15 protein-coding genes and 1 pseudogene are annotated in these 24459 nt (G+C 33.4%); 2 read left to right on the top strand and 14 right to left on the bottom strand.

Going from position 1 to position 24459, the window contains the following annotated elements; all coding sequences use genetic code 11:
• Positions 1 to 37 precede the first annotated feature (37 nt).
• The 12 genes and pseudogenes from FYJ50_RS00080 to FYJ50_RS00025 form a co-directional block, all read right to left on the bottom strand.
• Positions 38 to 2701 (bottom strand): Cna B-type domain-containing protein, encoded by a 2664-nt coding sequence (locus FYJ50_RS00080; protein ID WP_154458999.1) that lies wholly within the window; start codon positions 2699 to 2701, stop codon positions 38 to 40.
• A 185-nt stretch (positions 2702 to 2886) separates the two neighbouring features.
• Positions 2887 to 4818, bottom strand: coding sequence for a Cna B-type domain-containing protein (locus FYJ50_RS00075; protein WP_154458998.1), 1932 nt, complete (start codon positions 4816 to 4818; stop codon positions 2887 to 2889).
• Between the two features lie 157 nt (positions 4819 to 4975).
• Complete coding sequence (locus FYJ50_RS00070; protein WP_154458997.1) at positions 4976 to 6811, bottom strand: polysaccharide biosynthesis protein; 1836 nt, start codon at positions 6809 to 6811, stop codon at positions 4976 to 4978.
• Positions 6812 to 6873: 62 nt separating this feature from the next.
• Positions 6874 to 7683 (bottom strand): radical SAM/SPASM domain-containing protein, encoded by an 810-nt coding sequence (locus FYJ50_RS00065; protein ID WP_154458996.1) that lies wholly within the window; start codon positions 7681 to 7683, stop codon positions 6874 to 6876.
• A 31-nt stretch (positions 7684 to 7714) separates the two neighbouring features.
• Positions 7715 to 8191 (bottom strand): hypothetical protein, encoded by a 477-nt coding sequence (locus FYJ50_RS00060; RefSeq protein ID WP_154458995.1) that lies wholly within the window; start codon positions 8189 to 8191, stop codon positions 7715 to 7717.
• Between the two features lie 368 nt (positions 8192 to 8559).
• Positions 8560 to 10572 (bottom strand): bilirubin reductase, long form, encoded by a 2013-nt coding sequence (gene bilR, locus FYJ50_RS00055; RefSeq protein WP_154458994.1) that lies wholly within the window; start codon positions 10570 to 10572, stop codon positions 8560 to 8562.
• A gap of 11 nt (positions 10573 to 10583) precedes the next feature.
• Positions 10584 to 12500, bottom strand: a complete 1917-nt coding sequence (locus tag FYJ50_RS00050) for an NAD(P)/FAD-dependent oxidoreductase (protein ID WP_154458993.1) — start codon at positions 12498 to 12500, stop codon at positions 10584 to 10586.
• A gap of 51 nt (positions 12501 to 12551) precedes the next feature.
• Positions 12552 to 15671, bottom strand: a complete 3120-nt coding sequence (locus FYJ50_RS00045) for an AAA family ATPase (RefSeq protein ID WP_154458992.1) — start codon at positions 15669 to 15671, stop codon at positions 12552 to 12554.
• Positions 15668 to 16795, bottom strand: a complete 1128-nt coding sequence (locus FYJ50_RS00040) for an exonuclease SbcCD subunit D (RefSeq protein WP_154458991.1) — start codon at positions 16793 to 16795, stop codon at positions 15668 to 15670. The genes FYJ50_RS00045 and FYJ50_RS00040 overlap by 4 nt, the downstream gene beginning before the upstream one ends.
• Before the next feature lie 70 nt (positions 16796 to 16865).
• A complete protein-coding gene (gene pckA, locus FYJ50_RS00035) occupies positions 16866 to 18479 on the bottom strand; it encodes a phosphoenolpyruvate carboxykinase (ATP) (RefSeq protein WP_154458990.1) in 1614 nt (537 codons plus the stop codon).
• Between the two features lie 194 nt (positions 18480 to 18673).
• Positions 18674 to 19585, bottom strand: a complete 912-nt coding sequence (locus tag FYJ50_RS00030) for a ketopantoate reductase family protein (RefSeq protein ID WP_154458989.1) — start codon at positions 19583 to 19585, stop codon at positions 18674 to 18676.
• Between the two features lies 1 nt (position 19586).
• Positions 19587 to 21510: pseudogene (locus tag FYJ50_RS00025) on the bottom strand (aconitate hydratase).
• 92 nt (positions 21511 to 21602) lie between these two features.
• Here FYJ50_RS00025 and FYJ50_RS00020 point away from each other — a divergent pair.
• Together FYJ50_RS00020 and FYJ50_RS00015 are read left to right on the top strand one after the other, a co-directional pair.
• Positions 21603 to 22913 (top strand): citrate synthase, encoded by a 1311-nt coding sequence (locus tag FYJ50_RS00020; protein WP_154458988.1) that lies wholly within the window; start codon positions 21603 to 21605, stop codon positions 22911 to 22913.
• The gene (locus FYJ50_RS00015; RefSeq protein ID WP_154458987.1) at positions 22900 to 24111 is read left to right on the top strand and encodes an NADP-dependent isocitrate dehydrogenase; all 1212 of its coding nucleotides are present in this window, start codon (positions 22900 to 22902) and stop codon (positions 24109 to 24111) included. The genes FYJ50_RS00020 and FYJ50_RS00015 overlap by 14 nt, the downstream gene beginning before the upstream one ends.
• 13 nt (positions 24112 to 24124) lie before the next feature.
• Here FYJ50_RS00015 and FYJ50_RS00010 read toward each other — a convergent pair whose 3' ends face one another.
• Positions 24125 to 24358 (bottom strand): hypothetical protein, encoded by a 234-nt coding sequence (locus FYJ50_RS00010; RefSeq protein WP_154458986.1) that lies wholly within the window; start codon positions 24356 to 24358, stop codon positions 24125 to 24127.
• 17 nt (positions 24359 to 24375) lie between these two features.
• Positions 24376 to 24459: IS3 family transposase (locus FYJ50_RS10845; RefSeq protein ID WP_154459219.1), on the bottom strand; the 84-nt coding region annotated here is incomplete at its 5' end.

Genomic DNA, 24459 nt, shown 5'->3' with positions numbered 1-24459 from the left:
CTTGTGCGAATACACAAGGCAAATCATAATTCATAGATTATTTTCTTTTCTTATTAAAGAAGAATACACCAATTGCACTTAAAGTCAATAATAGAATATTTGATCTAAAAGAAGATACAACACCCGTATTTGTGTTATTGGTTTTCGTTTCTTCTTTCTTAGGATCTTCTTTCTTAGTGATTTCATGTGTATTCGTAATTGTAAAATCATCTAATGCACTTCCAGTCACTTTAGATGTATAACCATCAGCTACATTAATTTCAACAACAGAATACTCAATTACATTTCCATCGTCATCAAAAGCATGTACCGTAAAATCAATATCCCAGTCATTTCCTTCCGATAAAGTAAATGTATCTTTTAGTTTTCCATTTTGATACAATTCAAACTGTACTTTTTCTGGACGTATACCATCTTTATCATTTTGATCATTCCATACTTTTCGAACTGTGAAACTAAAATAATTAAAGGTATTCGTAATTATAAATCCACCATTTTCATCTTCTTTAACAGAAGAATCATAGTATTTATAATCATCGTTATCGATTGTATATTTTTCATATACTTCATATTTTATTTTGTTTCCATTCTCATAGACCGGAACATCTTCAAATGTAGCCGTCCAATCTTCACTTTCTTTTACCTGAATTGTAGACACTTCTTTACCATTCGCAAATAAAGCTACCGTAATTTCATCTGGACGCTTACCATAAAAATCATCATTATCATTCCATACTTTCTGAACCGTAATATCTTTTACTTCTGGTATATGTGTATTTGTGATAGTAAATCCATTTTCAGCATCACCTGTTATTTCAGTTGTATAGTTATCTACTTCCCCTTCATGTAAAATATATTCAATTTTATGTCCTTCATAATATACTGGATGATCCAAATATGAATAAGTCCAATTATTTGTATCATTTAAAAGAATTTGTTCATCATAAGCCAAAAATATGACACGATTTTCAGTTTTCACTTTACCAATTAGATAAATATAAACTTTTTCAGGCCGAAGACCATCTTGGTTATTATTGTCATTCCATTCTTTTTTAACAGTTATAGAATCATATACTTGTGTGTTCGTAACAGTAAATCCATTATCTACATCACCAGTTACTTTAGATGTATAACCATCTAAAGCAGGTTCTTTGATAGTATATTTAATGTCTTCTCCATTGGATTTCTTTGGAAGATTTTCAAATGAACCTGACCAATCATTTTCTTCATTTAATATAATTTTATCGTAATAATTTCCATTGGCATATAAGTAAACATAAATGGATTTAGGACGAAGTCCATCTTGATCATTATTATCATCCCAAACTTTTTTTACATTTAGTTTTTCGATTGTTTCTGGTGTATAACTATTTTTGATTATGAAACCATTTTGCATTGAACCAGAATAAGTTGTTGTATATTCATTTAATGCAGTAGTCGTTGTATCTTTGTATTCAACCACACGATATTCTTTATTCGCATCAAGACCAGTAAAAGTATGTGTCCAATGATTTTCTTCACTTAATATTACTTCCCCTCTTGAAACTTCATTGTCCATTAAATAAACTTTGATAGAATTCGGACGAATTCCATCTTGATTATTTTTGTCATCCCATACTTTTCTAACTGTAATGGATTGTGTTTGTTCTACTCGATACGTATTTGTGATTGTTATGTTTTGACCACTACATGAAGTAAAAGAACTATAACCAGCTGGTATATTGATTTCTTCAGCTGAATAATAAATTTCTTTATTTCCCGATGAATATTTTGGTAGATTTTCTATTGTAATTTGCCAATTATTGTCTTTTGATATAGTAATTGGTTCGCCATATACTTCATTGTCTGCAAATAATTGGACAGAAATATTATCAGGACGTGTATTGTTCGCATTGTTGTCATCGTCCCATACTTTTTGAATTGTGCGATTTACAGTAAAGGATTCTGAAATATCGTTTGCGACTATATTAATATCGTATCCAGTATGATTGGGACAATTTGTTTTAAATTGGTTTAAAGTTGCAGCCCCAGAATAATCCATCGAGAATGGAATATTAATTTTTTCTCCATCTTTCTTAGTTCCTGTTAATGTACATGAAATTGAAATTTTGTCAGTTGCTGGCGTTAATTGACTAATACTTGCACGCCATTCATTTTCAATTCCTTGTCCATATTTGCGAGTAAATGACACAGGTGTGCCATTAAAGGATCCTAAGACATTACTTGTGTCTACACTGATTGTTTCACTGGAAACCGTAATACCATTTACTTTAGATTCAATTGTTAAAGATGCAGCAAAACGTACATCGATATGAGCGCCTGTTCCTCCGCCACTATTTCCATCATGATTTCCATTTTGACCATTTCCACTTTGACCACGGTATGTACTTGCACCTGCCATCATAAGTGCTGTTGCAACACCTAGATCTGCATTTGGTGTTTCTGTTGTTTCTCCTTCTTTGATTTCTTCTTCAGGTTCTTCTTCCAAATCTGGATCCGTACTTGGATCTTGTATACTTGGATCTTGTGATGGTTGTGTGCTTAAAACCTCAGGATTTTGTTCTGGTTCGTTTGCTAAAGTTTCAGTTATTGTAGCTTCAATTGTTGGATCTTCTTCGGCTGCATAGATATTTATTGGAGCATTTCCTAATATCATGAAACAACACGCAATCGAACACATCATTTTTCTAATTCCATTCATTTCCTCTCTCCTTTCTTTTTTTGTTTAAAATAAAAACATGAATTGAATCTATATATATTATATATAAATTTTCATTTTATTTTAATTCACTTTCAAAAAAAATATTAAAAAGTAATATTTAACCATTTCAATGTATGTTAAATCAAAAACCAGGACTTTCATCCTGGTTCATTGATTTTTATATTTTATTTTCTTTTCTTACTTAAAAGAATTAAGGCCAATCCACTGATTGTGAATAAAGAAATATAAGTTTTTAAAGAAGAAGTGACTCCTGTATTTGTGTTATTTTTCTTAGGATTTTCTTTTTTTGGTTCTTCCTTTTTCTCTTCTTCTTTCACTTCGTGTGTATTTGTGATTGTGAATCCATCCACATTTGAAGTATATCCTTCTACTTCTTCTTCAACGATTGTATATTCAATTTCTTCACCATCTCTATATTTATACAAACCTTCTAGAGTGACTTGCCAGTTTTCTTCTTTTGTTAAAGTTAAAGAACATTCCTTGTCTCCATTGGCAAGTAAATAAACTGTAATGGAATCTGGACGAATTTCATCTTTATCATCTTCATCTACCCATACTTTTTGAATAGTAATTGGATCTAATTGTTCTGGATCATGATAGTTAACAATTTCAAATCCTTCTGTAATATTTCCTTTTATTTCAGATGTATATCCTTCGACATCAATTTCTTCAATCTTATAGTTGATTTCTTCTCCTTTATCATATTTAGGAACATTTATAAAAGCAGAATTCCAATCATTGTCTTCATTTAATACGATAGAATCATAAAGTGAATCATTTCCATATAAATATACGGTAATATCTTCTGGACGAATTCGATCATTGTCATCTAAATCTTCCCAAGTTTTAGAAACCGTAATCTTTTCAATGGTAGCTGGAATATGTGTATTTGTGATTGTATACCCTTCTGCCATAGATCCTGTAATTTCTGTACTATATGGCAATTCTAAATCATCGGAAATAAATTCTCTTACTGTATATACAATTTCTTGTCCATCTGCATATTTATCCAGATTTGTAAATGTATATGTCCATTGATTTGCTTCACTCAGATGCACAGAATCGACAACTTTATCTCCAATCATCAAATATACTTTGATACGATCTGGGCGAATTCGATCCTGATCATCGTTGTCTTTCCATACTTTATTAACGGTAACCGATGTTTTTTCAATTTCTGTAATCGTATTTGTGATTGTGATAGTTTCTCCATTATAAGCATAGGATGGTGTATAGTTATCTACACTATCTTCTACCACTGTATATACAATTTCATTGGTTCCGGAAGAATATTTAGGTAAATCGGTTAATTCGACTTTCCATCCATTTTCTTCATTTAATGTGATTTTATCACCATAATTTTCACCATTGGCTTTTAATTGAACCTGAATACTATCTGGACGTTTGTTATCCTGGTTACTGTTGTCATCCCATTCTTTTTCAATGGTACGATCCACTGTAAAAGATTCTGAGATGGTCTGTGCAGCGATATCAATGTCATATCCAGATTTATCTGGACAGTTCAGAATGAATCCATTCAATGTACTGTATCCTGAATAAGTAATACTGAATGGAACACTGATTTTCTGTCCTTTTGAATTTGTTCCCGTTAATGTACAGCTAATGGAAATAATATCGGAAGATGGTGTTTTTTTACTAATACTTGCACGCCACTCATTTTCTTTTCCACTCCCTGATTTACGAGTAAATGATACGCTGGACCCATTGATTGAACCTGTGACATTGCTTGTTTGCACATTAATAGTTTCACTTGTAATAGTCACTCCATTTACTTTAGAAGCGATAGTCAAAGTTCCTGCAACACGAACGTCTATGTGGGCCTTACTTCCTCCACCCGGTTTCCATCTGCTGAACGTTTGAATACCTGTAAAAGTAGAGGCTACCAGACCTGTTGCTAAATCCGGAAAGTTTTCTTCCTGTTCTTCTTCATTTTCTTCCTGTTCTAAAACTGGCTCATTTTCCTGTTTGATTTCTTCTACTGTTTCTTCTTCCTGAGCAAATACATTTACAGGGGAATTTGTAAACAACATAAAACAGCAGGCAATCAGACAAAATAATTTTGCTATTCTATTCATATACTCTCTCCTTTCTTTTGCTTATAAAAACAAAATCCAAATGAATAGTTATTTTTACAAATATATTATACATAAAAATTTCCTTTTATTACATTATATTTGTTATTTATTACATTTAATTATATGTGATTATAAAAAAAGATAGTTTTTCAACTATCTATTGTATAACTTTCATTAAAATATCTTTTATTTCGTAAATGTCATCGGTCTTTTCAATTGTATCATCTAAAACCTTTAGTTTCTGATCAATATCATCCTGTGAAATGTCCATTCTTTCATGGACAAAAATAAGATTGTTATCGGTTTTATGACATTTTTCAATTTCTAAAGCCAATTCTTCAAACATCTTTTCTCCAGGCCGTAAACCTATTTCCTGTATCTCAATATCTTTGTAAGGAACTTTGCCCGCCAATCGAATCATTTTTTCCGCTAAATCTAATATTTTGACTGGTTTTCCCATGTCCAATACAAAGATTTCTCGATGCTGAGCGTAATATCCTGCCTGTAATACAAGTTGAGCAGCCTCTGGTATGGTCATAAAATAACGCTGAATATTGTAATCGGTAACCGTTACCGGTCCTCCCTGTTTGATCTGTTCTTTAAAGATTGGAATCACCGAACCATTGGAACCCAGTACATTCCCAAATCGAACCGCAGCCATCTTAATGTCTCCATTGCATTTACGAGACTGTAAAATCAGTTCCGTCATTCGTTTGGTTGCTCCCATTACATTGGTCGGATTCACTGCTTTATCTGTGGAAATCATAATAAAACGTTTAACGCCATACTTCATGCTGGCATCAATCACATTTTTAGTACCAAAAACATTGTTTCGAATGGCTTCCATTGGTCGATCTTCCATTAAAGGAACATGTTTATGAGCTGCCGCATGATAGACAACTTCTGGATGATATTTTTCCATCAGTTTAAATATATCTTCTCTTTCACGAATGGAAATGATCAATGATTCCATTTCTATTTTTTCATTCATAATATGGTTTCTCTGATTTCGTAAAAATTCCTGTTTTAACATATATAAAGAATTTTCATTAATATCCACCATAATTAATTTTGAAGGATTGAATTTTACAATCTGACGACACAATTCCGAACCAATCGATCCTCCAGCTCCAGTTACACAAACTACTTTATTTTCTAAATAAGAACCAATTTCTTCTGTTTTTAAATCAATACTGTGACGATTCAATAAATCTTCAATGGAAATATCATCCACACTGACTTCATTTTCATTTTCTAATGAAAAACGCATAATTTTCGTATTACAGCTTGTATTGGCACACAATTCAATGATTCTTTGTTTCTGTGCATCTGTTGCATTGGTAATGGATATAAACAATTGTTTTACATTGTACTGCTCAACAATTTCGGACACTTCATCAATGGTTCCCAATACTTTTTTTCCACTGACAATGGTTCCTTTTGATTTAAAATCATCTAAAAAACCAATCACATGATAAGGATATTTATTATTTCGATATATCTCATTCAACATTAAATATCCACCATTTCCAGCTCCAATGATCAATGCTTTGGTTGTACGATCTACATTTTCCAGATAAGAATGCATATATCGATAGGCAATACGAATTCCCATCTGCAGTACAAAAGCAACACATTCAGCGGCTACAAAAGTCTGTATTTTAAATACATGCATTGTATGGGAAAAGAAAGACATGATCACAACACAAAATAGAAAACTGTAGAAACTGCGTATAATATCTCTAGGTCCGGTATAGGTCCATAATGATTTATGCTGTTTAAAGAAGAGTTCACTGATTAAATGAAGAACAAGAACAAAAATCATTCCAAAAATAATTAATTTTGTGAAATGAAGAAATCCACCATTTAAAAAGAAGTTGTTTCCTGCTAAAAACACCAGTACATAGGAACAGAAAACAATGATCAAATCAATGGCTATAATAACAGCTCCTCTATATTTTTTATATAAACTTGTTTGATATACATTATCCATTTAAATCACCAACAAAATTATTATAACGAAATCTTGTTCATTATGCAAAAAAAGAAATGTACCTATCGAAATCGGTTCCGATAAGTACATTTCTGACACAATTGTGCAATGCATTTATTTTCATTGAATCCGTTAATTATACTTTGATAATAAGAAGAAGCCAGTATTTGTTTTAAAGAAGTTTCAAAAATATTTCCTAAATGAATGGAACCATGATTATCCAGACAACAGATTGTTACCTGTCCATCACTTAAAATAGCCAGCATATTTTTAGCCCCTTTGCATGTTCCCTGTTTTACCTCATTATTGGCTGTATCTGGCCATTCAAAAGAAGAGGCAAACGAAACAAATGTATTTTCATAAATTCGATATGACTGTTTCTTTTTTGTGATTTCAAATTCAAATTCTTTCTTTAAATAGTCTAAACAGAATTTTGATTTTTCTTTTAAACGATCGATAACCCAGAATCTTAAATCTATATAATATTTAGAATGATTGTTTTTGATAAATTGATAAATACGATTCATATATAATTTGGTATCATAATTGTGTTCATCAATCGAATGAATGGATATGGATACTTTTCGAATACAGGAATAAGATAGTGTCTCTGGCAACAATAATCCATTGGTCACAATATGAACTTTCATATTATAGTTTTCACATAAGTTCAGAATTTTATCCCATTGACTATGACAGAATGGTTCTCCCTGTACATGCAGATAAATAAAAGAAGTAATGGGTTGAATCTCTTTCAGTATGATTTCAAACTCATCTAAATTCATCTCTTTTATTTCTCTATGATGAAAGTCACAGAAAGAACATCTTAAATTGCATTGATTTGTGATTTCTATATATATTCTTTTGATCATAGATATATTGTATAAAAAAAGGTGATAAAAATCACCCAAATTGTTTCTTATACCAGGATTTAAAATTTTTATCTTCTGGAGTTAAAGTTGGAATAATATCTTTATGATAATAAGACATTAACCCTCTTTTCCCAACATCAAAAGGTTCTATAAGATCACAAGCTTTACATAAATGAAGAAGTGCCAGTTCTGCATCACGATTTTGTGTCCACTGTGTTCCATCATATTTCAATATAGAATGGTCCAGTACCAGATATTTATGTTTATGAACGTCTCTTAACTGTCCCATTAAATACATAATTGTCTTTTTTTCTTTCTTTAGTTTATGTTTATCAAACTGTAAACGATCCACTACATTAAAATAATTTGGTTTTGCGATTAATGTAGACGGTTCATAATCGGTTGTGGTTGATGTTGGCAGACAACGATTGTATAGATTCACAACAAATCTTTCATTTAAATCCACTGGTTCAAAATCACTTATTTTAAATAAATTTGTAAAAATCATACTGCTCCTCTTTTCTAATATAATATATCATGAAATGTAAGCCTTTTCACGACATATTTAAAAAACATAAAAGACGAACCAACTATTTTACCAATCAGTTCGTCTTATTATGAATCGCTTTTTTCTAATGTGTCCATTGGCATCATTCCTTCTTTCTCTTTTGTTCTGCAAATTTTCTGGAGGATTATTTTGTATCAGTTTTTATTTTTTGTTTCAGAGAGTTCTACTGATACAAGAACTAATGGCTTTAGTTCTTTTCTTGTCTACATTATAAAACAAAAAAGAAATTATAAAAGCATACTGTCCTGATTGGTTTAAATTTTGGTAAATCTGACAAAAAAGAATGATCACTATGGATCATTCTTTGATTAGATTTCATTTGCACAATGGTAAGCACTACGAATGGCACTGGCAATATCCGCAGTCTGTTTGTTTGAACAGTCTCCTACATAATGAACCGGAACATTGATTCCTGTTTCATCAAATAATAGTTTTTTCGAACCTACCGCCATTACAATGGCATCGGCCTGAATTTCAACAGGATCTGGATTGTTTGCGTAAATTGTTTTTCCATCTTCGGATAATCCACAAACTTTCGTACTTACATATTCTTTAACGTTATATTTCTTAAAGTCTTCCTGGATCAGAGGTAATATCGTTCCGGATTCCTGTGCTGCAATTTTATCGGTCATTTCAATAATGGATACTTCGCATCCTTTTTCGGCCAGATATTCAGCGGTTTCTGTTCCAACCAGTCCACCACCAATTACAGCCACTTTACCTTTTACTTCCACATTTCCTTCCAGTACATCCCAGCTGGATACAACATAATCTGTATTTCCGGATAAAGGAAGCATAAAGTTGGAAGCACCAATAGCAACAATGACTTCATCATACTGATTTAAAGTATCTGAATCTGGTTTTGTATTATATTGAATGTTCACATTTAAAGAAGGTAGAATTTTTTCAAAATATTTTATTGAACGAAGAATTTCCATTTTTCTAGGTGGAATGCTTGCCAGATTGATCTGGCCACCTAATTTAGAAGTGGCTTCAAACAATGTGACCTTATGATTTCGTTTTGCCAGAACTCTTGCTGCTTCACATCCAGCAATTCCTCCACCTACAACGGCAATATTTTTACTTGTATCATTTGGTTTAATGTAAATTGTGGCTTCATCCCCATTTTCAGCATTTAGAACACATGAAATGTATTTACGATTCTGGATGGCATCTACACATCCTTTGTTGCAGTTCAGACATTCGCGTACTGGTTCATCTTTTTCAATTTTTATAGCTATATCTGGATCAGTTAATAAAGAACGTCCATATCCAACAATATCTGCCTGTCCATCTGAAACAATTTTTTCTCCTGCTTCAACAGATACCACACGACCTACAGTCGCAACCGGAATGGATACCAGCTGTTTTACTTTTTTTGCCACTGGTAAAGTCCAGTTGTATGGTACAGAACCCATAGGAGGTATTGTATCTCCCATATTTCCAGTATGATTTGCCTGGGCTACCTGAATCATTTCCACACCGGCTTTTTCCAACATTTGTGCAAAAATATAGGCTTCTTCTTCCAGTAAACCACCTTTTCCACGATACGATCCATCTGGATTTATAGTGATGATTGGAAGTTTATATTCAATGGTCAAATCTGGAGCTGCTTCTTTGATTGCCTGAACAACTTCTAATGCATATCGAGTACGATTTTCTAAGCTTCCTCCATATTCATCCTTTCTATGATTTAAAATCGTTGAACATAAAGACCCCAGTAAACGGTCTCCATGCACTTCAATGGCATCCACTCCTGCAAGCTGAGCCATTTTTGCACTGCGTGCAATGGCTTCTTTTATTTCATTAAGCTGTTCATGCGAACATTCGCTCACAAAAAATTTCATGTCATGATGAAGTTTTGCGTACGCTTCTTTTGTGACTCTCTGACTTTCTTCCATCTTCTGGGCAAACAGTTCCATATTGCCTTCCTGTTTAGCTTTTTGAGCCAGCATTCCTGCCTGTCTTGCCTGCATGATCATTTTTCCAACACCTGGAACATCATATTCTGGATGGAATAACTGTAATGCCAGTTTACAATCGTAATCATGAAGCGCATCAGCTAATTTTTTAAATGTAGGAATCTGTCTTTCATCATACAGCTTTGGAGTTGGACTGGCGGTATTGACAGGAGCCACATCACCAATGACAACATAAGCAGCCCCACCTTTTGCCAGGCGTTTATAGAATTCAAAACTTCTTGGTCCAATGGAACCATCTCTTTCTTCATAACCTGTTGTTAGAGGTGGAAACATAATACGATTTTTTAAAATCATTTTACCCACTTTTAATGGTTGTAATAATACAGATTCTTTTGACATATTTTCTCCTTTTATAAATGTATTGTTGCCTGATAGGCAGATGAGATCGCATCTTTTAAATTTCCTACTGAATCACAATCTCCAATTTGTACAATGCGATCGTTTTGAATTGGAACTGGAACATATCCTGTAGCAAATACCAATGTATCCGCATCACTTATCACATGTTCTTTTCCATTCTGAGAATAATAAATGTGATCGGAATCAACACGTTCTACTTTCGCATTGAATTCAATACGAACTCCTTTTTCCATCAATCGACGTGTCAAAACACTTTTGGCAGCTCCACCTTCACCCGTCATCAGAGCATTTGTCATTTCCAGTATTGTGACATTGCGATTTGCCGGGAATAAGTCATTTACCAGCGGAGCCAGATAATCGGCTGTTTCACAACCTACACTTCCTCCACCTATGATCACAACATTTCTTCCAGTGACTTTACGACCTGCCAAAATATCATCGGCTGTCATTGTGGATTTAAAGGAAGTAAAGGCATCTATAATTCTTGGTTTAGCCCCCGTTGTTCCCAATACAATATAATCTTTAAATTCATTTTCCAGCATTTCACTAGTGATTTCACAATTCAGACGAATGTCTACATCTGTCTTCTTTAATCTTGTGATCATGAATTTAATGACTTTGGATAGATCCTGTTTTGCGATTGGTACACAAGCTAAACGAAGAAGTCCTCCTAATTCACTTTCTTTTTCACAAAGAATCACTTCATGTCCTCTTTGACTGGCAACATAAGCTGCCTCCATTCCAGCTGGACCTCCACCAATCACAAGTACTTTTTTCTTTTCTTCTGCTTTTTCGATCACATTGGATTCTACCGAAGGATTGACTGTGCAGCCAACCGGTTTTCCAAACATGACGCCTGTTAAACAGCGACCACAGCCAATACATGGACGAATTTCATCTTCCCGATTGTTCATGGCTTTATTGGCAAATTCACTGTCACATAAATTGGCACGTCCCATCATACATATATCGGCTTTGCCATTTTCAATCAGTTCATTGGCAATCCATGGTTCATTAATTCTTCCTACTGTCGATACAGGAATATGTATATATTTCTTCAATTCTTCACTCAGTAAACAATGAGAGCCCTGTTTTGTTCCTGGAGCTGGCATACTGGATCCTCTTTTGATTGTATTTCCACCTGAACAGTGAATAAAATCAACACCTGCTTTTTCCAGCTGTTTACAGACATAGATCATATCATTAATATTTAAACCACCATCACTGTATTCATCTCCGGAAATACGTACATCAATGATAAAATCATCTCCACATTGTCTACGAATTTCTTCAATAACTTCTAATGTGATTTTTAATCGACCATTAATATCACCTCCATACTCATCGCATCTTTTATTGTATAAAGGCGTTAAAAATCCTCCCAATAAACCATGCGCATGAGCCGCATGAACTTCAACCCCATCACATCCGGCAATCTGGGCACGTCTGGCCGCCTGGCCAAACTGTTTTACCAGTGTATGGATTTCTTCAATACTTAATGCTCTTGGTGCACTTTTGGCATAATAAGGTCCTACATTACTGGGAGCCACTAGCTGTGGTGTTCCTGGCAAAGGAAAGGCCATAAAAGCCGGATGAAACAGTTGAGGCATTATTTTTGCTCCATACTGATGGATGGCATCGCTTAATTTTTTCCATCCCTCAATATAACTGTCATCACAAATGGAAATATCACCTGGTAAATACGTATAGACAGGTTCTATAGTCGTTACCTCGGTAATGATCAGTCCCACTCCTCCTTTAGCTCGAGAAGCATAATGTTCAATCAAAGCATCACTGATATAATGATTTTTCGCACATAAATTGGTTGATACCGGTGGCATAAATATTCGGTTCTTAACCACCGTCTTCCCAATTTGAATTGGTTCAAATAAAGACGCATATCGCATCTAAAACACCTTCTTTCTGATAAACATTATATCATGATATCGCTTACATTTTTAATCAAAATGCCATTTTGCTCTACTTCCTTTTTCATTTTTAGAAACAACCAGCTGCTGTTCGATCTGCCCTTTCAATTCACTGACATGACTGATAATACCAATACATTTTTCTTCAGTTGCCATTTCTTTTAAGATTCGAATCGCCTGCTGTAAAGAAACCTGATCCAATGAACCAAATCCTTCATCAATAAACATCATATTTAAATGCAGAGCTCCCTGAGTTTCCTGAATCTGATCGGCCATTCCTAAAGCCAGAGACAAGGCAGCCATAAACGATTCTCCTCCAGATAGTGAAGAAACATCCCGATACTGATTGGTAATCAAAGAATGCACCATCAGATCCAATCCTTCATTTCTTACTTTTCCAAAATCATCCAAATCTTTTAAAACCAGATGAAACTGATACGCACTTAATTTCTCAAAACGACGATTGGCTTTTACCAGGATCTGTTTTAGATAATATCGCTGTACAAATGTTTCAATATCCATCTTCGCATCCTTAGACATAGTACCCGACAATTTTCGATACAGTTTTTCATAGCGCATCTGTAAAGAAATTACTTCATTACGTTTCTGATGATTTTCTTTCAGTTGATAGAATACATTTTCATTCTGTTTTACGATTCTTTCCATTTCATGATGAATTTGAATCTGATTTTCTGCTTCCTTAAAAATTCGATCCAATTCTACCTTTAATTTTTGAATATCTGGCTTTTCTTCTTTTTCCAGATAAGATAAAGATTGAATCAAAGTTTCTAAAGAATGAAGTTTTGAATTGTATGCTTCCCACTCTTTTTTATCTATTTCATATTGTTCTTTAGTATTTTCTTTCAAATACTTAAGATAATCTTCTTTTTTAATCTTATATTGTTCAAATTTAGAATGGACTACTTCTTTCTGCTTTTTCATATCCCATTCTAAATCAATCGCTTTCTTCTGGTTTTCCTTTAAAACAGACTCACACTGTATCTTTTCTTTCTGCAAATTCATCAGTTGATTCTGTATATTCTGATATTCTTTTTCTTTTTTGACCAATATATCTTTTTTCTCTTTTATTTCTAGAATCAATTCTTCTTTTGATTGATACGGTTTAATTTCTTTTTGAATAGAAAGAACATTCTGATTTAATGACTGAATCTGTTCCCGTAAAGAAATAAGAACATTTGATATATTTTGTTTTATTGTCTGTTCCTCTTCTTTTTTCTTTAATAATTGATTCCATTTCTGATCCGAAGACAAATACTGCTGGTATTCTTTCTTTTTTATATCCATTTCCTTTTCCAGCTGTTTCCTGGTATCTGAAATATAAGACTGGATTTCTTCTTTTTTATAGATTTGTACCTTTTCAAAGCATTCATTCCATTTTATTTGGATCTTTTGATTCAATTCATTTAAATTTTCTTTATAAGCCTTTAAAGAAGCTGCCTTTTTCAATAATTCGGATTTAAGCTGTTCACATTTCTGATTGTCTTCATCCATTTTTTCTTTAGAAATCCATTGTTCCGGTAAAGAACACAATTTTGGATGATGGAAAGAACCACAAACTGGACAAGGTTCATTCTCCTTTAAATGCTTTGCCAGAATACCGGCCTGAGAAGCTATATAAAGCTGAAAAGACGCATCCGCTTTTTCTTTTGAATTCTGATAGATCCGATTTAAATTCTGAACTTCCTTTTCATAATTCAATATTTCTTTTTCTTTCTGATTGTATTCTTCTTCCAAAGACAGACAACCTTTAATTTTGTCTTCTATCACAAGAATTTCATTGATTTTTTCTTTTCTTTCATTGTATCTTTCCAGTGAATCTTTATATTTTTCTTTTATTTTTTCATGATATTCAAGTTCCTGAACCAGTTTCTGACAGGATCTTTCAAGAAGTCTGAATTGTTCCTTTTTCTTTTTTAAATCTTCTTCTTTTTTAGAAATGGTTTCATATAATTCTTTTAAATGATCAAATGCTTCTAATATTCTAAAACTTTTCTGTTCAAAAGAACTATAGACCTTCAAATTATGTTCATATTCCAGTTGAATTTTATCTTTTTCAGTTTTTAAATATTTCCAATTCTGTTCTAAAACAGGAAGATTCTTTTCTTCTTTTTGGATATCCATCTGAATTTTTTCTAAATCTTTTTGATATCTGATCAGCCAGTCGTATTCTCTTTGAATCTCAAAACAGAAAGATAGTTTCTGAATTTTTTCAGCCAGCTGATCCATATCCATTTTCTGATTCATTAACTGACTGTATTCCTCTTTGGATTTTTCTAACTTTTGAAACGATTCAAATAGAGTATTGGCTTTTATATATTTTGTATTTATTTCTTCTTTCTGTTTTAAAATTTTTTCTAAATGAAAAACCGATACTTCATATTCTTCTTTCTGTTTTTCAAATTTTAATTCAAGTTCATTTAAAAACGATTCCAGAAAAGATAATTGTCCATTTTTTACAGCTTCAAAATATTGGCTCGAATCCATTCCCTGAATTTGTGATACCTGTAAAGTGACAAACATTTTCATTTCATTTAACTGATGATTTAAAGCTGTTAATTTTTCTTTTAAAATTTCAATTATAGTATTGTATTTTTCGGTATGAAACAATTTTCGAAACATTTCTCTTTTCTTATCACTGTCTGATTTTAAAAGCTCTCTGAACTCTCCTTGTGCAATCATGGCAATCTGCATAAATTGAGATTTTGTCAGACCTACAATCTTTTCAATTTCAATATCCGCTTCTTTCTGATTCAGTACCGTTCCATTTTCTAAAAATAATTCAACCGTTTCATTCACAAAAGTATATGGTTCTTTACTGGATTTACGTTTTTTTAATCGTTTATGTTTTGGTTTTCGTACAATTGTATATGTCTGATGTTGAATTTCAAATACAAACTTTACCATCGGTACCAGATCCAGTGGTGCAAATTCACTTTGAAAATTATATTTTGATCGATATTGAGACCCTGCCTGTCCATATAATGCAAAGACAATGGCATCAAATATGGTTGATTTACCACTTCCTGTATCGCCACATATAAGGAATAAGTTTTCCTTTAATCGACTAAAATCGATTTCCTGATCTACAAAGGAACCAAAAGAATTCATTTTTAAATAAATAGGCTTCATAACAATCCTCTTTCTTCATTTAAAATATCTTTTAATATTTTTTCATCTTCTTCATCATAATCGGATAAAAACTCAAGGATCAGTTCCATGGGTTCCATAATTTTCTCGTTGTCGATTTCCATATCCATATCCACCCATTTCCTGTTTTTAAAGAGGATCTCCAATACATGCGGATAATGAAAACGAATCTGTTCCTGCAGATCCACTGCATTTAAATCCTGCTGATCCAGCAGTTCAATACGTACATAATCCTGACTGGATTGTTGAATGATGTTCTGATAATATCCCTGAATGGTACGAACTGGATGTTTCATATGTAAAGGTAAGGATGTGATTTTTGTATTTCCTTTTTCCAGTAAATCTACCATTAATATTTGTTTGTTCTGGTTTTGTTCACTGATTGAATAAGCCATCGGACTGCCAGCATAGCGAAAGATATTCTGTTTTACCGTCATCGGTTTATGAATGTGTCCTAAAGCTGCATAATCAAATGGTTTCAAAGCCGAACTGTAAATGACATCAATATTTCCTACCGTTTGAATTTCGCTATCACTTCGTTCTATATCCTGTAAGGAAGCTTCTTCTGGCAAATAAAATTGATGCGATACAAGAACATTTCGCTGATTCAGATCAATTGTTTCTTTTTCTAATAATAAATGAATGGCTTTATCATAACTTAAAGACTGGTCCATATCGATATTCAAATACTGTTTGACATGACTGGGTCTTACAAATGGCATTAAATAAAATAGAATGTCTCCATATTTATCTTCACATTTTATTTTTTGAATAGGTAAAGTACCTGCAGTATAGAATTTTTCTTTTGATAATAAATTTTTATATTGATCCATATAAGAAGAATTATCGTGATTTCCCGCAATGACCATCATTTGTATATCTTCTTTTGCCTCATAAATATCCGATAACCATTGATTGTATTGTCTTAAAGCATTTGCAGAAGGTGTAGATCGATCAAATACATCTCCTGCAATAATTAAAACATCTGGCTGATATTGTTTTATATACTGTACAATCTGATTCAGTATATAATTCTGTTCTTCTGTTAAATCATAATTCATTAAACGAATTCCTAAATGTAAATCTGAAACGTGAAACAATCTCATAATCTTCCCCTTTTCATATACTTAATTAAAACATAAAAAAAACGAAGAAATCAATCTTCGTTTTTTTCTATTAAAGTTGAGGTCCAGCTTTAACCAATGCTTTACCTGCTTCATTTGTTGTATATTTAACAAAGTTTTTATTAAAGCGGCTAGCCAAGTCTTTTGCTTTTTCTTCCCATTGAGAAACATCCTGGTATGTATCACGAGGATCTAAAATATTTGAATCTACACCAGGTAATTCTGTTGGTACTTCAAAGTTGAAATATGGAATTGTTTTTGTAGGAGCATTTTGAATGTCTCCATTTAAAATCGCATCAATGATTCCACGAGTGTCTTTAATGGAAATACGTTTTCCTGTTCCGTTCCATCCTGTATTTACCAGGTAAGCTTTCGCTCCACTCTTTTCCATTTTCTTAACCAGTTCTTCAGCATATTTTGTTGGATGCAATTCAAGGAATGCCTGTCCAAAACATGCAGAGAATGTTGGAGTAGGTTCTGTAATTCCACGTTCTGTACCTGCTAATTTAGCTGTAAATCCAGATAAGAAATAATATTGTGTCTGTTCTGGAGTTAATACAGAAACTGGAGGTAATACACCAAATGCATCAGCTGATAAGAAAATTACGTTTTTAGCAGCTGGTCCACTGGATACACCATTTACTTTTGAAGCAATATTTTCAATGTGATCAATTGGATAAGATACACGTGTATTTTCCGTTACAGTTTTATCCGCAAAATCAATTTTACCATTTTCATCTACTGTTACGTTTTCTAATAATGCATCACGACGAATCGCATTGTAGATATCTGGTTCAGATTCTTTATCCAGGTTGATAACTTTTGCATAACATCCACCTTCAAAGTTGAAGACTCCGTTATCATCCCATCCATGTTCGTCATCACCAATTAATAAACGTTTTGGATCTGTAGATAAAGTTGTTTTTCCAGTTCCAGACAATCCAAAGAAGATAGCAGTATTTTCACCATTTTTATCTGTATTGGCAGAACAGTGCATAGAAGCAATTCCCTGTAATGGCAGATAGTAGTTCATCATTGAGAACATACCTTTTTTCATTTCTCCACCATACCATGTATTGATGATAACCTGTTCATGGCTTGTGATGTTGAAGGCTACACAAGTTTCTGAATTTAATCCTAATTCTTTATAGTTTTCAACTTTAGCTTTTGAAGCATTGTAGATTACGAATGTAGGTTCAAAATTCTTTAATTCTTCTTCTGTAGGCTGAATGAACATATTCTTAACAAAGTGTGCCTGCCAAGCAACTTCCATAATGAAACGGATTGCCATACGAGTATCTTTATTGGCTCCACAGAATGCATCAACAACATACAATTTTTTGTTGCATAATTCATTAACCGCAATTTCTTTTACTGTTTTCCAAGTTTCTTCAGACATTGGATGATTGTCATTTTTGTAATCTTCACTTGTCCACCAGACAGTATCTTTTGAATTTTCATCCATTACGATATATTTGTCTTTAGGAGAACGTCCAGTATAAATACCAGTCATTACATTGACTGCATCTAATTCTGTATTTACACCTTTTTCATATCCTTCTAAATCTTTTCTTGTTTCATCTTCAAACAATTGTTCATAAGAAGGATTGTACACAATTTCAGTTGTACCAGAAATACCATATTTAGTTAAATCAATCGCACTCATTTCTTCTTCCTCACTTTCATAAAGAACTTCCATATCATGTGATATAAATCACATTTCCTACAAATTATATTGTTTTTATATACTAAAATCAAACTATTTTTCATTAAGTTTTCACGAATATTTTTCAAGCGCTTACATTTTTATCGAAGTCATATTTTTCTATTTATTAATAAAAATACAGTCCTTAGACTGTATTAAAATTGATTTTCAATTTTTGTGATGGAATCATATAGATTCTGTAAAGTTTTACAGGAAATTCCTTTCTGTTTTGCCAGTGGAAGAATGGTTCCAGAAAACAATTCTTTTTCTGTTTTTCTATGACTGATAATATCCTGTCTCATACTTGGCATACCTTCATCTGTTAATTGAGACAATACAACCTTCCAGTTTTCAATATTTTCATTGCTTAAGGAAATACCATACGCATTGGCCACTTCTTTGACTTCTTTCATAGCCTGTATAAAAATATCTCTTAAGACTCCATCCACTTTACATCCACCATAAGTAGAATAGTAAGCCGCACATGTCTGATTGATTCCACAATTAAACATCAGTTTATTCCATTGATCAAAGACTATATCTTCACATCTTCGATAAGGAATCTGCACTCTTTGATAAAATTCTTCCAGTAGATCACAAGCTTGTTTTTCCTGGACAAATTCTTCACCAAACAATAATTCTCCTAAAACGGTAAAAGTCACTTCATTATTTAAATAAGTAGAATCCATGCCCTGTACAATTGTACGAATGACTTTATGTTCAGGAAACTGTTCTCTTAAAATTGTTTCCGAAGAAATTCCATTTAAACAGGATACGATTATGGTATCTTCTTTCAAGAATGGTTTCATCAATTTAATCGCATCTTTTAAACCAGAATATTTTGTGGAAATGAAGATCAGATCCACTTTTTTAAATTCATCGATTGTACTTACATAATGAAAATCAGTTTGTTTACCATTACAAATTAAAGGATTATCCAAATAATACTGTTTTCTTTTTTCATCTACAATATAAACAAGATCCTCTTTGGACAGAAATCGCTCCATTAATTTTCCATACAAAACACCTATGGCACCTCGACCAATTAATCCCACACTATGAATCATATTATTGTTGATTGCGTATATAATTTAACGCTCCTCCTGCTTTTAATATTTCTACATCTTCTTTTGAAAGAGTGGTTTTGACTTTAAAAGAAGTGCCTTTTGTTTTATTTTGAACGACCAATACTGGATCTTTGGATAAATTGTATGTATTTTCTATAACCAGTTCATCCATAAAATCAATATTGTCATAATCCTGGACATTTTCAAATTCACAAGGAATGATTCCAAAGTTTACTAAATTGGCTTTATGTATACGCGCAAAGCTTTTGGCAATGACCGCTTTGATTCCTAAATACATAGGAGCCAAGGCAGCGTGTTCACGAGAAGAACCTTGTCCATAGTTGTGACCTGCTACAATGATACCTCCATTGTTCTTTTTACAGATCTGATCAAAATGTTCAATGTTGTTTTCAAAGACAAATTCCGACAATTTTTCAATATTGGAACGATATGGCAATACACGGGCTCCTGCAGGTGCAATGTGATCGGTTGTGATATTGTCTTCCAGTTTGATGACTACTTTTTTATCAATGACATCGCTCATTTCATCGTTTACCGGTAATGGTTTGATATTTGGTCCACGAATAATTTCAACATCTTCTGGATGAGAACTTGGAGCAATGATCATTGAATCATCTACATAATAAGGACTTTGGTCAAATGTATCTTCATACTCAATTGTACTTGGATCACAGAAAACACCAGCTACCGCACTGGCTGCTGCAGTTTCTGGAGAAACCAGATAGACTCCCGCACTCAATGTTCCAGATCGTCCATAGAAATTACGATTAAACGTTCTTAATGATACACCATCGCTTTTTGGTGACTGTCCCATACCAATACAAGGTCCACAAGTACATTCCAGAATACGGGCACCTGCCTGAACAAATGTTTTTAAAGTTCCATTTTCCATCAGTTTCATTAATACCTGTCGAGAACCTGGAGAAACCACCAGACTGACATGGTCGGCAATTTTCTTTCCTTCCAGAATTTTTGCAGCTTTCATCAAATCTTCGTATCCGGAATTTGTACAGGAACCAATGGCTACCTGATCTACTTTTTTTCCTTGTAAAGATTCAATGGTCACCACTGCATCTGGTGAATTTGGACAAGCTGCCATAGGTTTTAATGTCGAACAGTCAATTACCAGGGTATCATCGTATTGACATCCTTCATCTGCACCTAAACAAATATAATCTTCTTCTCTTCCCTGCTGTTTTAAAAATTCATGTGTTACTTCATCGCTTGGGAAAATCGAAGTGGTTGCTCCTAATTCAGCACCCATATTGGTAATGGTCGCTCTTTGATAAACCGTTAAATCTTTTAAGGCTTCACCAGAATATTCAAATACTTTACCCACTCCACCTTTTACACTCAATTGTCGTAATACTTCTAAAATAATATCTTTAGCCGAAACACCGTGGGATAATTTTCCTTCCAGTTTAATATTGACCACTTCTGGCATTGTCAATCGATAAGGAATCCCTGCCATTGCTTATTGCTTTTGCGACATCCAGGCCACCTGCTCCAATGGCTATCATTCCCATTGCTGAAGAAGTAGGTGTATGCGAATCGGAGCCAATCAATGTTTTTCCAGGTTTTGCGAATCGTTCCAGATGGACCTGATGACAGATTCCATTCCCAGGTTTTGAAAAATAGATTCCATGTTTGGAAGCAACCGACTGTAAATACGCATGATCGTCCGCATTCATATATCCACTTTGTAATGTATTGTGATCGACATAACTGATCGATTTTTCCGTTTTGACCTGATCCACTCCCATCGCTTCCAGCTGCATATAAGCCATGGTTCCAGTGGCATCCTGTGTTAATGTCTGATCCATTTTAATTTCAATAGGAGATCCTTTTATCATTTCTCCTTTGACTAAATGAGCTCGTAAAATCTTTTGAGTTAAATTTTCCATACAATATTCCTTTCAACTTTTTATCTATTATACACAAAAATGAAAATTTTTGAAAGAAATGTGATATACTTGAAAAATAAAAGGAGGATGTTATGAAAAATTTACAGGACATTTATAAAGAACATGAGCCAGATAACTTTATTGAGCCCTCATTGTACCCACGTTATCGTGTAAAACAAGGATTACGTAACGATAATGGGACAGGAGTTAAAGTAGGACTTACAAAAGTAAGTCAAGTTGTCGGATACAAAGAAATTCATGGTAGAAAAGCCGATTTAGAAGGAAAATTAATATATCGTGGATATTCAGTAGACGATTTAGTCAGTCACTTTGATCAGGATAACTTATTTGGGTTTGAACAAATTGCGTTTTTATTGATTTTTGGTGCCTTACCAACAAAAGAAGAATTGGAATCATTCCATTATGAATTATTGACAAGGGCAACCAATACAATGACTGATTTTACGTATAAAACCAGCAGTATTTTAAATGCCATGCAAATTGGAGTTTTAAAACTTTATGGAAACGATGAAAATCCAGACAATGATACATTGGAACATCGTATGTTAAAAGGAATACACATTTTATCCAGTATGCCTTTATTCGTATTCTCTTATTATACCGATGTTCATGCGAAAACATTCTGGGAAACTTATCCAAAACCCGATAAAAGTTTCGCGGAAAACATCCTCTATATGGCAAGAGAAAACCGTAAATATACGAAAAAAGAAGTCAGCCTGGTGGATAAACTGCTGATTGTTCATGCCGATCACGGTGGTGGAAACAACTCCACTTTTGCCGATGTTGTCATTTCTTCTACTGGAACAGATATTTATTCCTGTATTGCAGCTTCTTTAGGATCTTTAAAAGGGCCTAAACATGGAGGTGCCAATTTAAAAGTTTATGAACAGTTTGAATATTTAATCAATGAAGTTGGATTAACATGTGATGAAGATGTATTGATGGATGTCTGCAATAAAATGCTGGATAAAGAATTATTCGATCACAGCGGATTGATTTATGGAATCGGACATGCCATTTATACAAAAAGCGATCCAAGAGCTCAAATTATAAAAAAAGAATGTAAAGAACTGGCAATAGAAAAAGGTTTAATGGATACTTTTAATTTCTTTGAAGCCTTTGAAAAAGCAGCCATTAAAACAATGAAGAAAAGAAAAGGAATTACAGCCTGTGCCAATGTTGATTTCTATAGTGGATTTGCGTATCGTATGTTAGGATTTAGAAAAGAAATATTTACCCCATTGTTTGCCATCGCTCGTACATCCGGATGGATCGGTCACCATTTGGAAAGTCGTCAGAACGATCGTAAACTGATTCGTCCTGCCAATGTATATGTTGGGGAAATGAAGAAAGTAGAAGGAATATTAAATGGAAAAGATTAAAATGAGCACTCCATTAGTAGAAATGGATGGAGACGAAATGACTCGTATTCTTTGGAAAATGATCAAAGAAGAGTTACTGGAACCTTATATTGAATTGAATACAGAATATTATGATTTAGGTCTGGTTCATCGAAATGAAACAAATGATCAGGTGACAATTGATAGTGCCAATGCCACAAAAAAATATGGTGTTGCGGTTAAATGTGCAACTATCACTCCCAATCAGGCCAGAATGGGAGAATACAATTTAAAAGAAATGTGGAAAAGTCCAAATGGTACCATTCGTGCTGCATTAGACGGTACTGTATTCAGAACTCCAATTATTGTTAAGGGTATTGAACCTTGTGTCAAAAACTGGAAAAAGCCAATCACTTTAGCTCGTCATGCCTATGGAGATGTCTATAAAAATACTGAAATGAAAGTTCCAGCTGGAAAAGCTGAACTTGTTTTTACAGATGAAAATGGCAACGAAACAAGAAAGCTGATTCATGAATTTAAAGGAGATGGAATCATTCAGGGAATGCATAACACCAATGAATCGATTACCTCTTTTGCTCGTTCTTGTTTTAATTATGCATTATCCACAAAACAGGATCTATGGTTTTCAACCAAAGACACCATTTCTAAATTATACGATCATACCTTTAAAGATATTTTTCAGGATCTGTATGATAAAGAATATAAAGAAAAATTCCAACAGGAAAACATCACTTATTTCTATACATTGATCGATGATGCCGTTGCTCGTGTAATGAAAAGCGAAGGTGGATTTATCTGGGCCTGTAAAAACTACGATGGAGATGTCATGAGTGATATGGTTTCCAGTGCTTTTGGATCTCTGGCAATGATGACTTCTGTACTGGTTTCCCCTAGTGGTGTATATGAATACGAAGCAGCCCATGGAACCGTTCAAAGACATTATTACAAACATTTAAAAGGAGAAGAAACTTCTACAAACTCAGTGGCTACCATTTTTGCCTGGACAGGGGCTTTAAATAAACGTGGTGAACTGGATGGAAATCTGGACTTACAGGAATTTGCGAAAATGTTAGAACAGGCGACCATTCAAACAATTGAAAGTGGAAAAATGACAAAAGATTTAGCACTGATCACTTCTTTAGAAAATGTAACGGTATTAAATTCACAGGACTTTATCAAAGCCATTAAAAATTCTTTAGAAAACTTGCTTGCTCAATAAGCAAGTTTTCTTTTTAGAGGATTCTTTTTTCAATTGTGTCCCACTTTTGATTTTCACACCAGTATACAATGCCCTTATCTGCATCCAGTACCATCGAAACAACAGTTGGACAAACTTGTTGTGATACTTTTTTCAGCAATTCAAAACAATCGTTTACATCAAAATCATCACTTGCATTTTCCAGTATATTTTTTGCGATATTATATCTATCCCATCCCATCTGAAGTGAACCCAATTTCTTGGACATTAAAATAAGTATACTATCTAAACGGTAATTAAGGATTGATTTCTGTATTCTACAGGAGTTAATCCTTTTAATTTTTCAGTGATTCTCTGATTGTTATAGTA

It is taken from the genome of Floccifex porci (assembly GCF_009696175.1).
Classification (GTDB): domain Bacteria; phylum Bacillota_I; class Bacilli_A; order Erysipelotrichales; family Erysipelotrichaceae; genus Floccifex; species Floccifex porci.
The sequence above is the reverse complement of the archived record's forward strand: the minus strand, read 5'-3'. Positions and strand labels throughout refer to the sequence as shown.

Coding starts and splice junctions, on each gene's coding strand:
- FYJ50_RS00080 (WP_154458999.1), bottom strand. CDS start 2,701: ATGAATGGAATTAGAAAAATGATGTGTTCGATTGCGTGTTGTTTCATG.
- FYJ50_RS00075 (WP_154458998.1), bottom strand. CDS start 4,818: ATGAATAGAATAGCAAAATTATTTTGTCTGATTGCCTGCTGTTTTATG.
- FYJ50_RS00070 (WP_154458997.1), bottom strand. CDS start 6,811: ATGGATAATGTATATCAAACAAGTTTATATAAAAAATATAGAGGAGCT.
- FYJ50_RS00065 (WP_154458996.1), bottom strand. CDS start 7,683: ATGATCAAAAGAATATATATAGAAATCACAAATCAATGCAATTTAAGA.
- FYJ50_RS00060 (WP_154458995.1), bottom strand. CDS start 8,191: ATGATTTTTACAAATTTATTTAAAATAAGTGATTTTGAACCAGTGGAT.
- bilR (WP_154458994.1), bottom strand. CDS start 10,572: ATGTCAAAAGAATCTGTATTATTACAACCATTAAAAGTGGGTAAAATG.
- FYJ50_RS00050 (WP_154458993.1), bottom strand. CDS start 12,500: ATGCGATATGCGTCTTTATTTGAACCAATTCAAATTGGGAAGACGGTG.
- FYJ50_RS00045 (WP_154458992.1), bottom strand. CDS start 15,671: ATGAAGCCTATTTATTTAAAAATGAATTCTTTTGGTTCCTTTGTAGAT.
- FYJ50_RS00040 (WP_154458991.1), bottom strand. CDS start 16,795: ATGAGATTGTTTCACGTTTCAGATTTACATTTAGGAATTCGTTTAATG.
- pckA (WP_154458990.1), bottom strand. CDS start 18,479: ATGAGTGCGATTGATTTAACTAAATATGGTATTTCTGGTACAACTGAA.
- FYJ50_RS00030 (WP_154458989.1), bottom strand. CDS start 19,585: ATGATTCATAGTGTGGGATTAATTGGTCGAGGTGCCATAGGTGTTTTG.
- FYJ50_RS00020 (WP_154458988.1), top strand. CDS start 21,603: ATGAAAAATTTACAGGACATTTATAAAGAACATGAGCCAGATAACTTT.
- FYJ50_RS00015 (WP_154458987.1), top strand. CDS start 22,900: ATGGAAAAGATTAAAATGAGCACTCCATTAGTAGAAATGGATGGAGAC.
- FYJ50_RS00010 (WP_154458986.1), bottom strand. CDS start 24,358: ATGTCCAAGAAATTGGGTTCACTTCAGATGGGATGGGATAGATATAAT.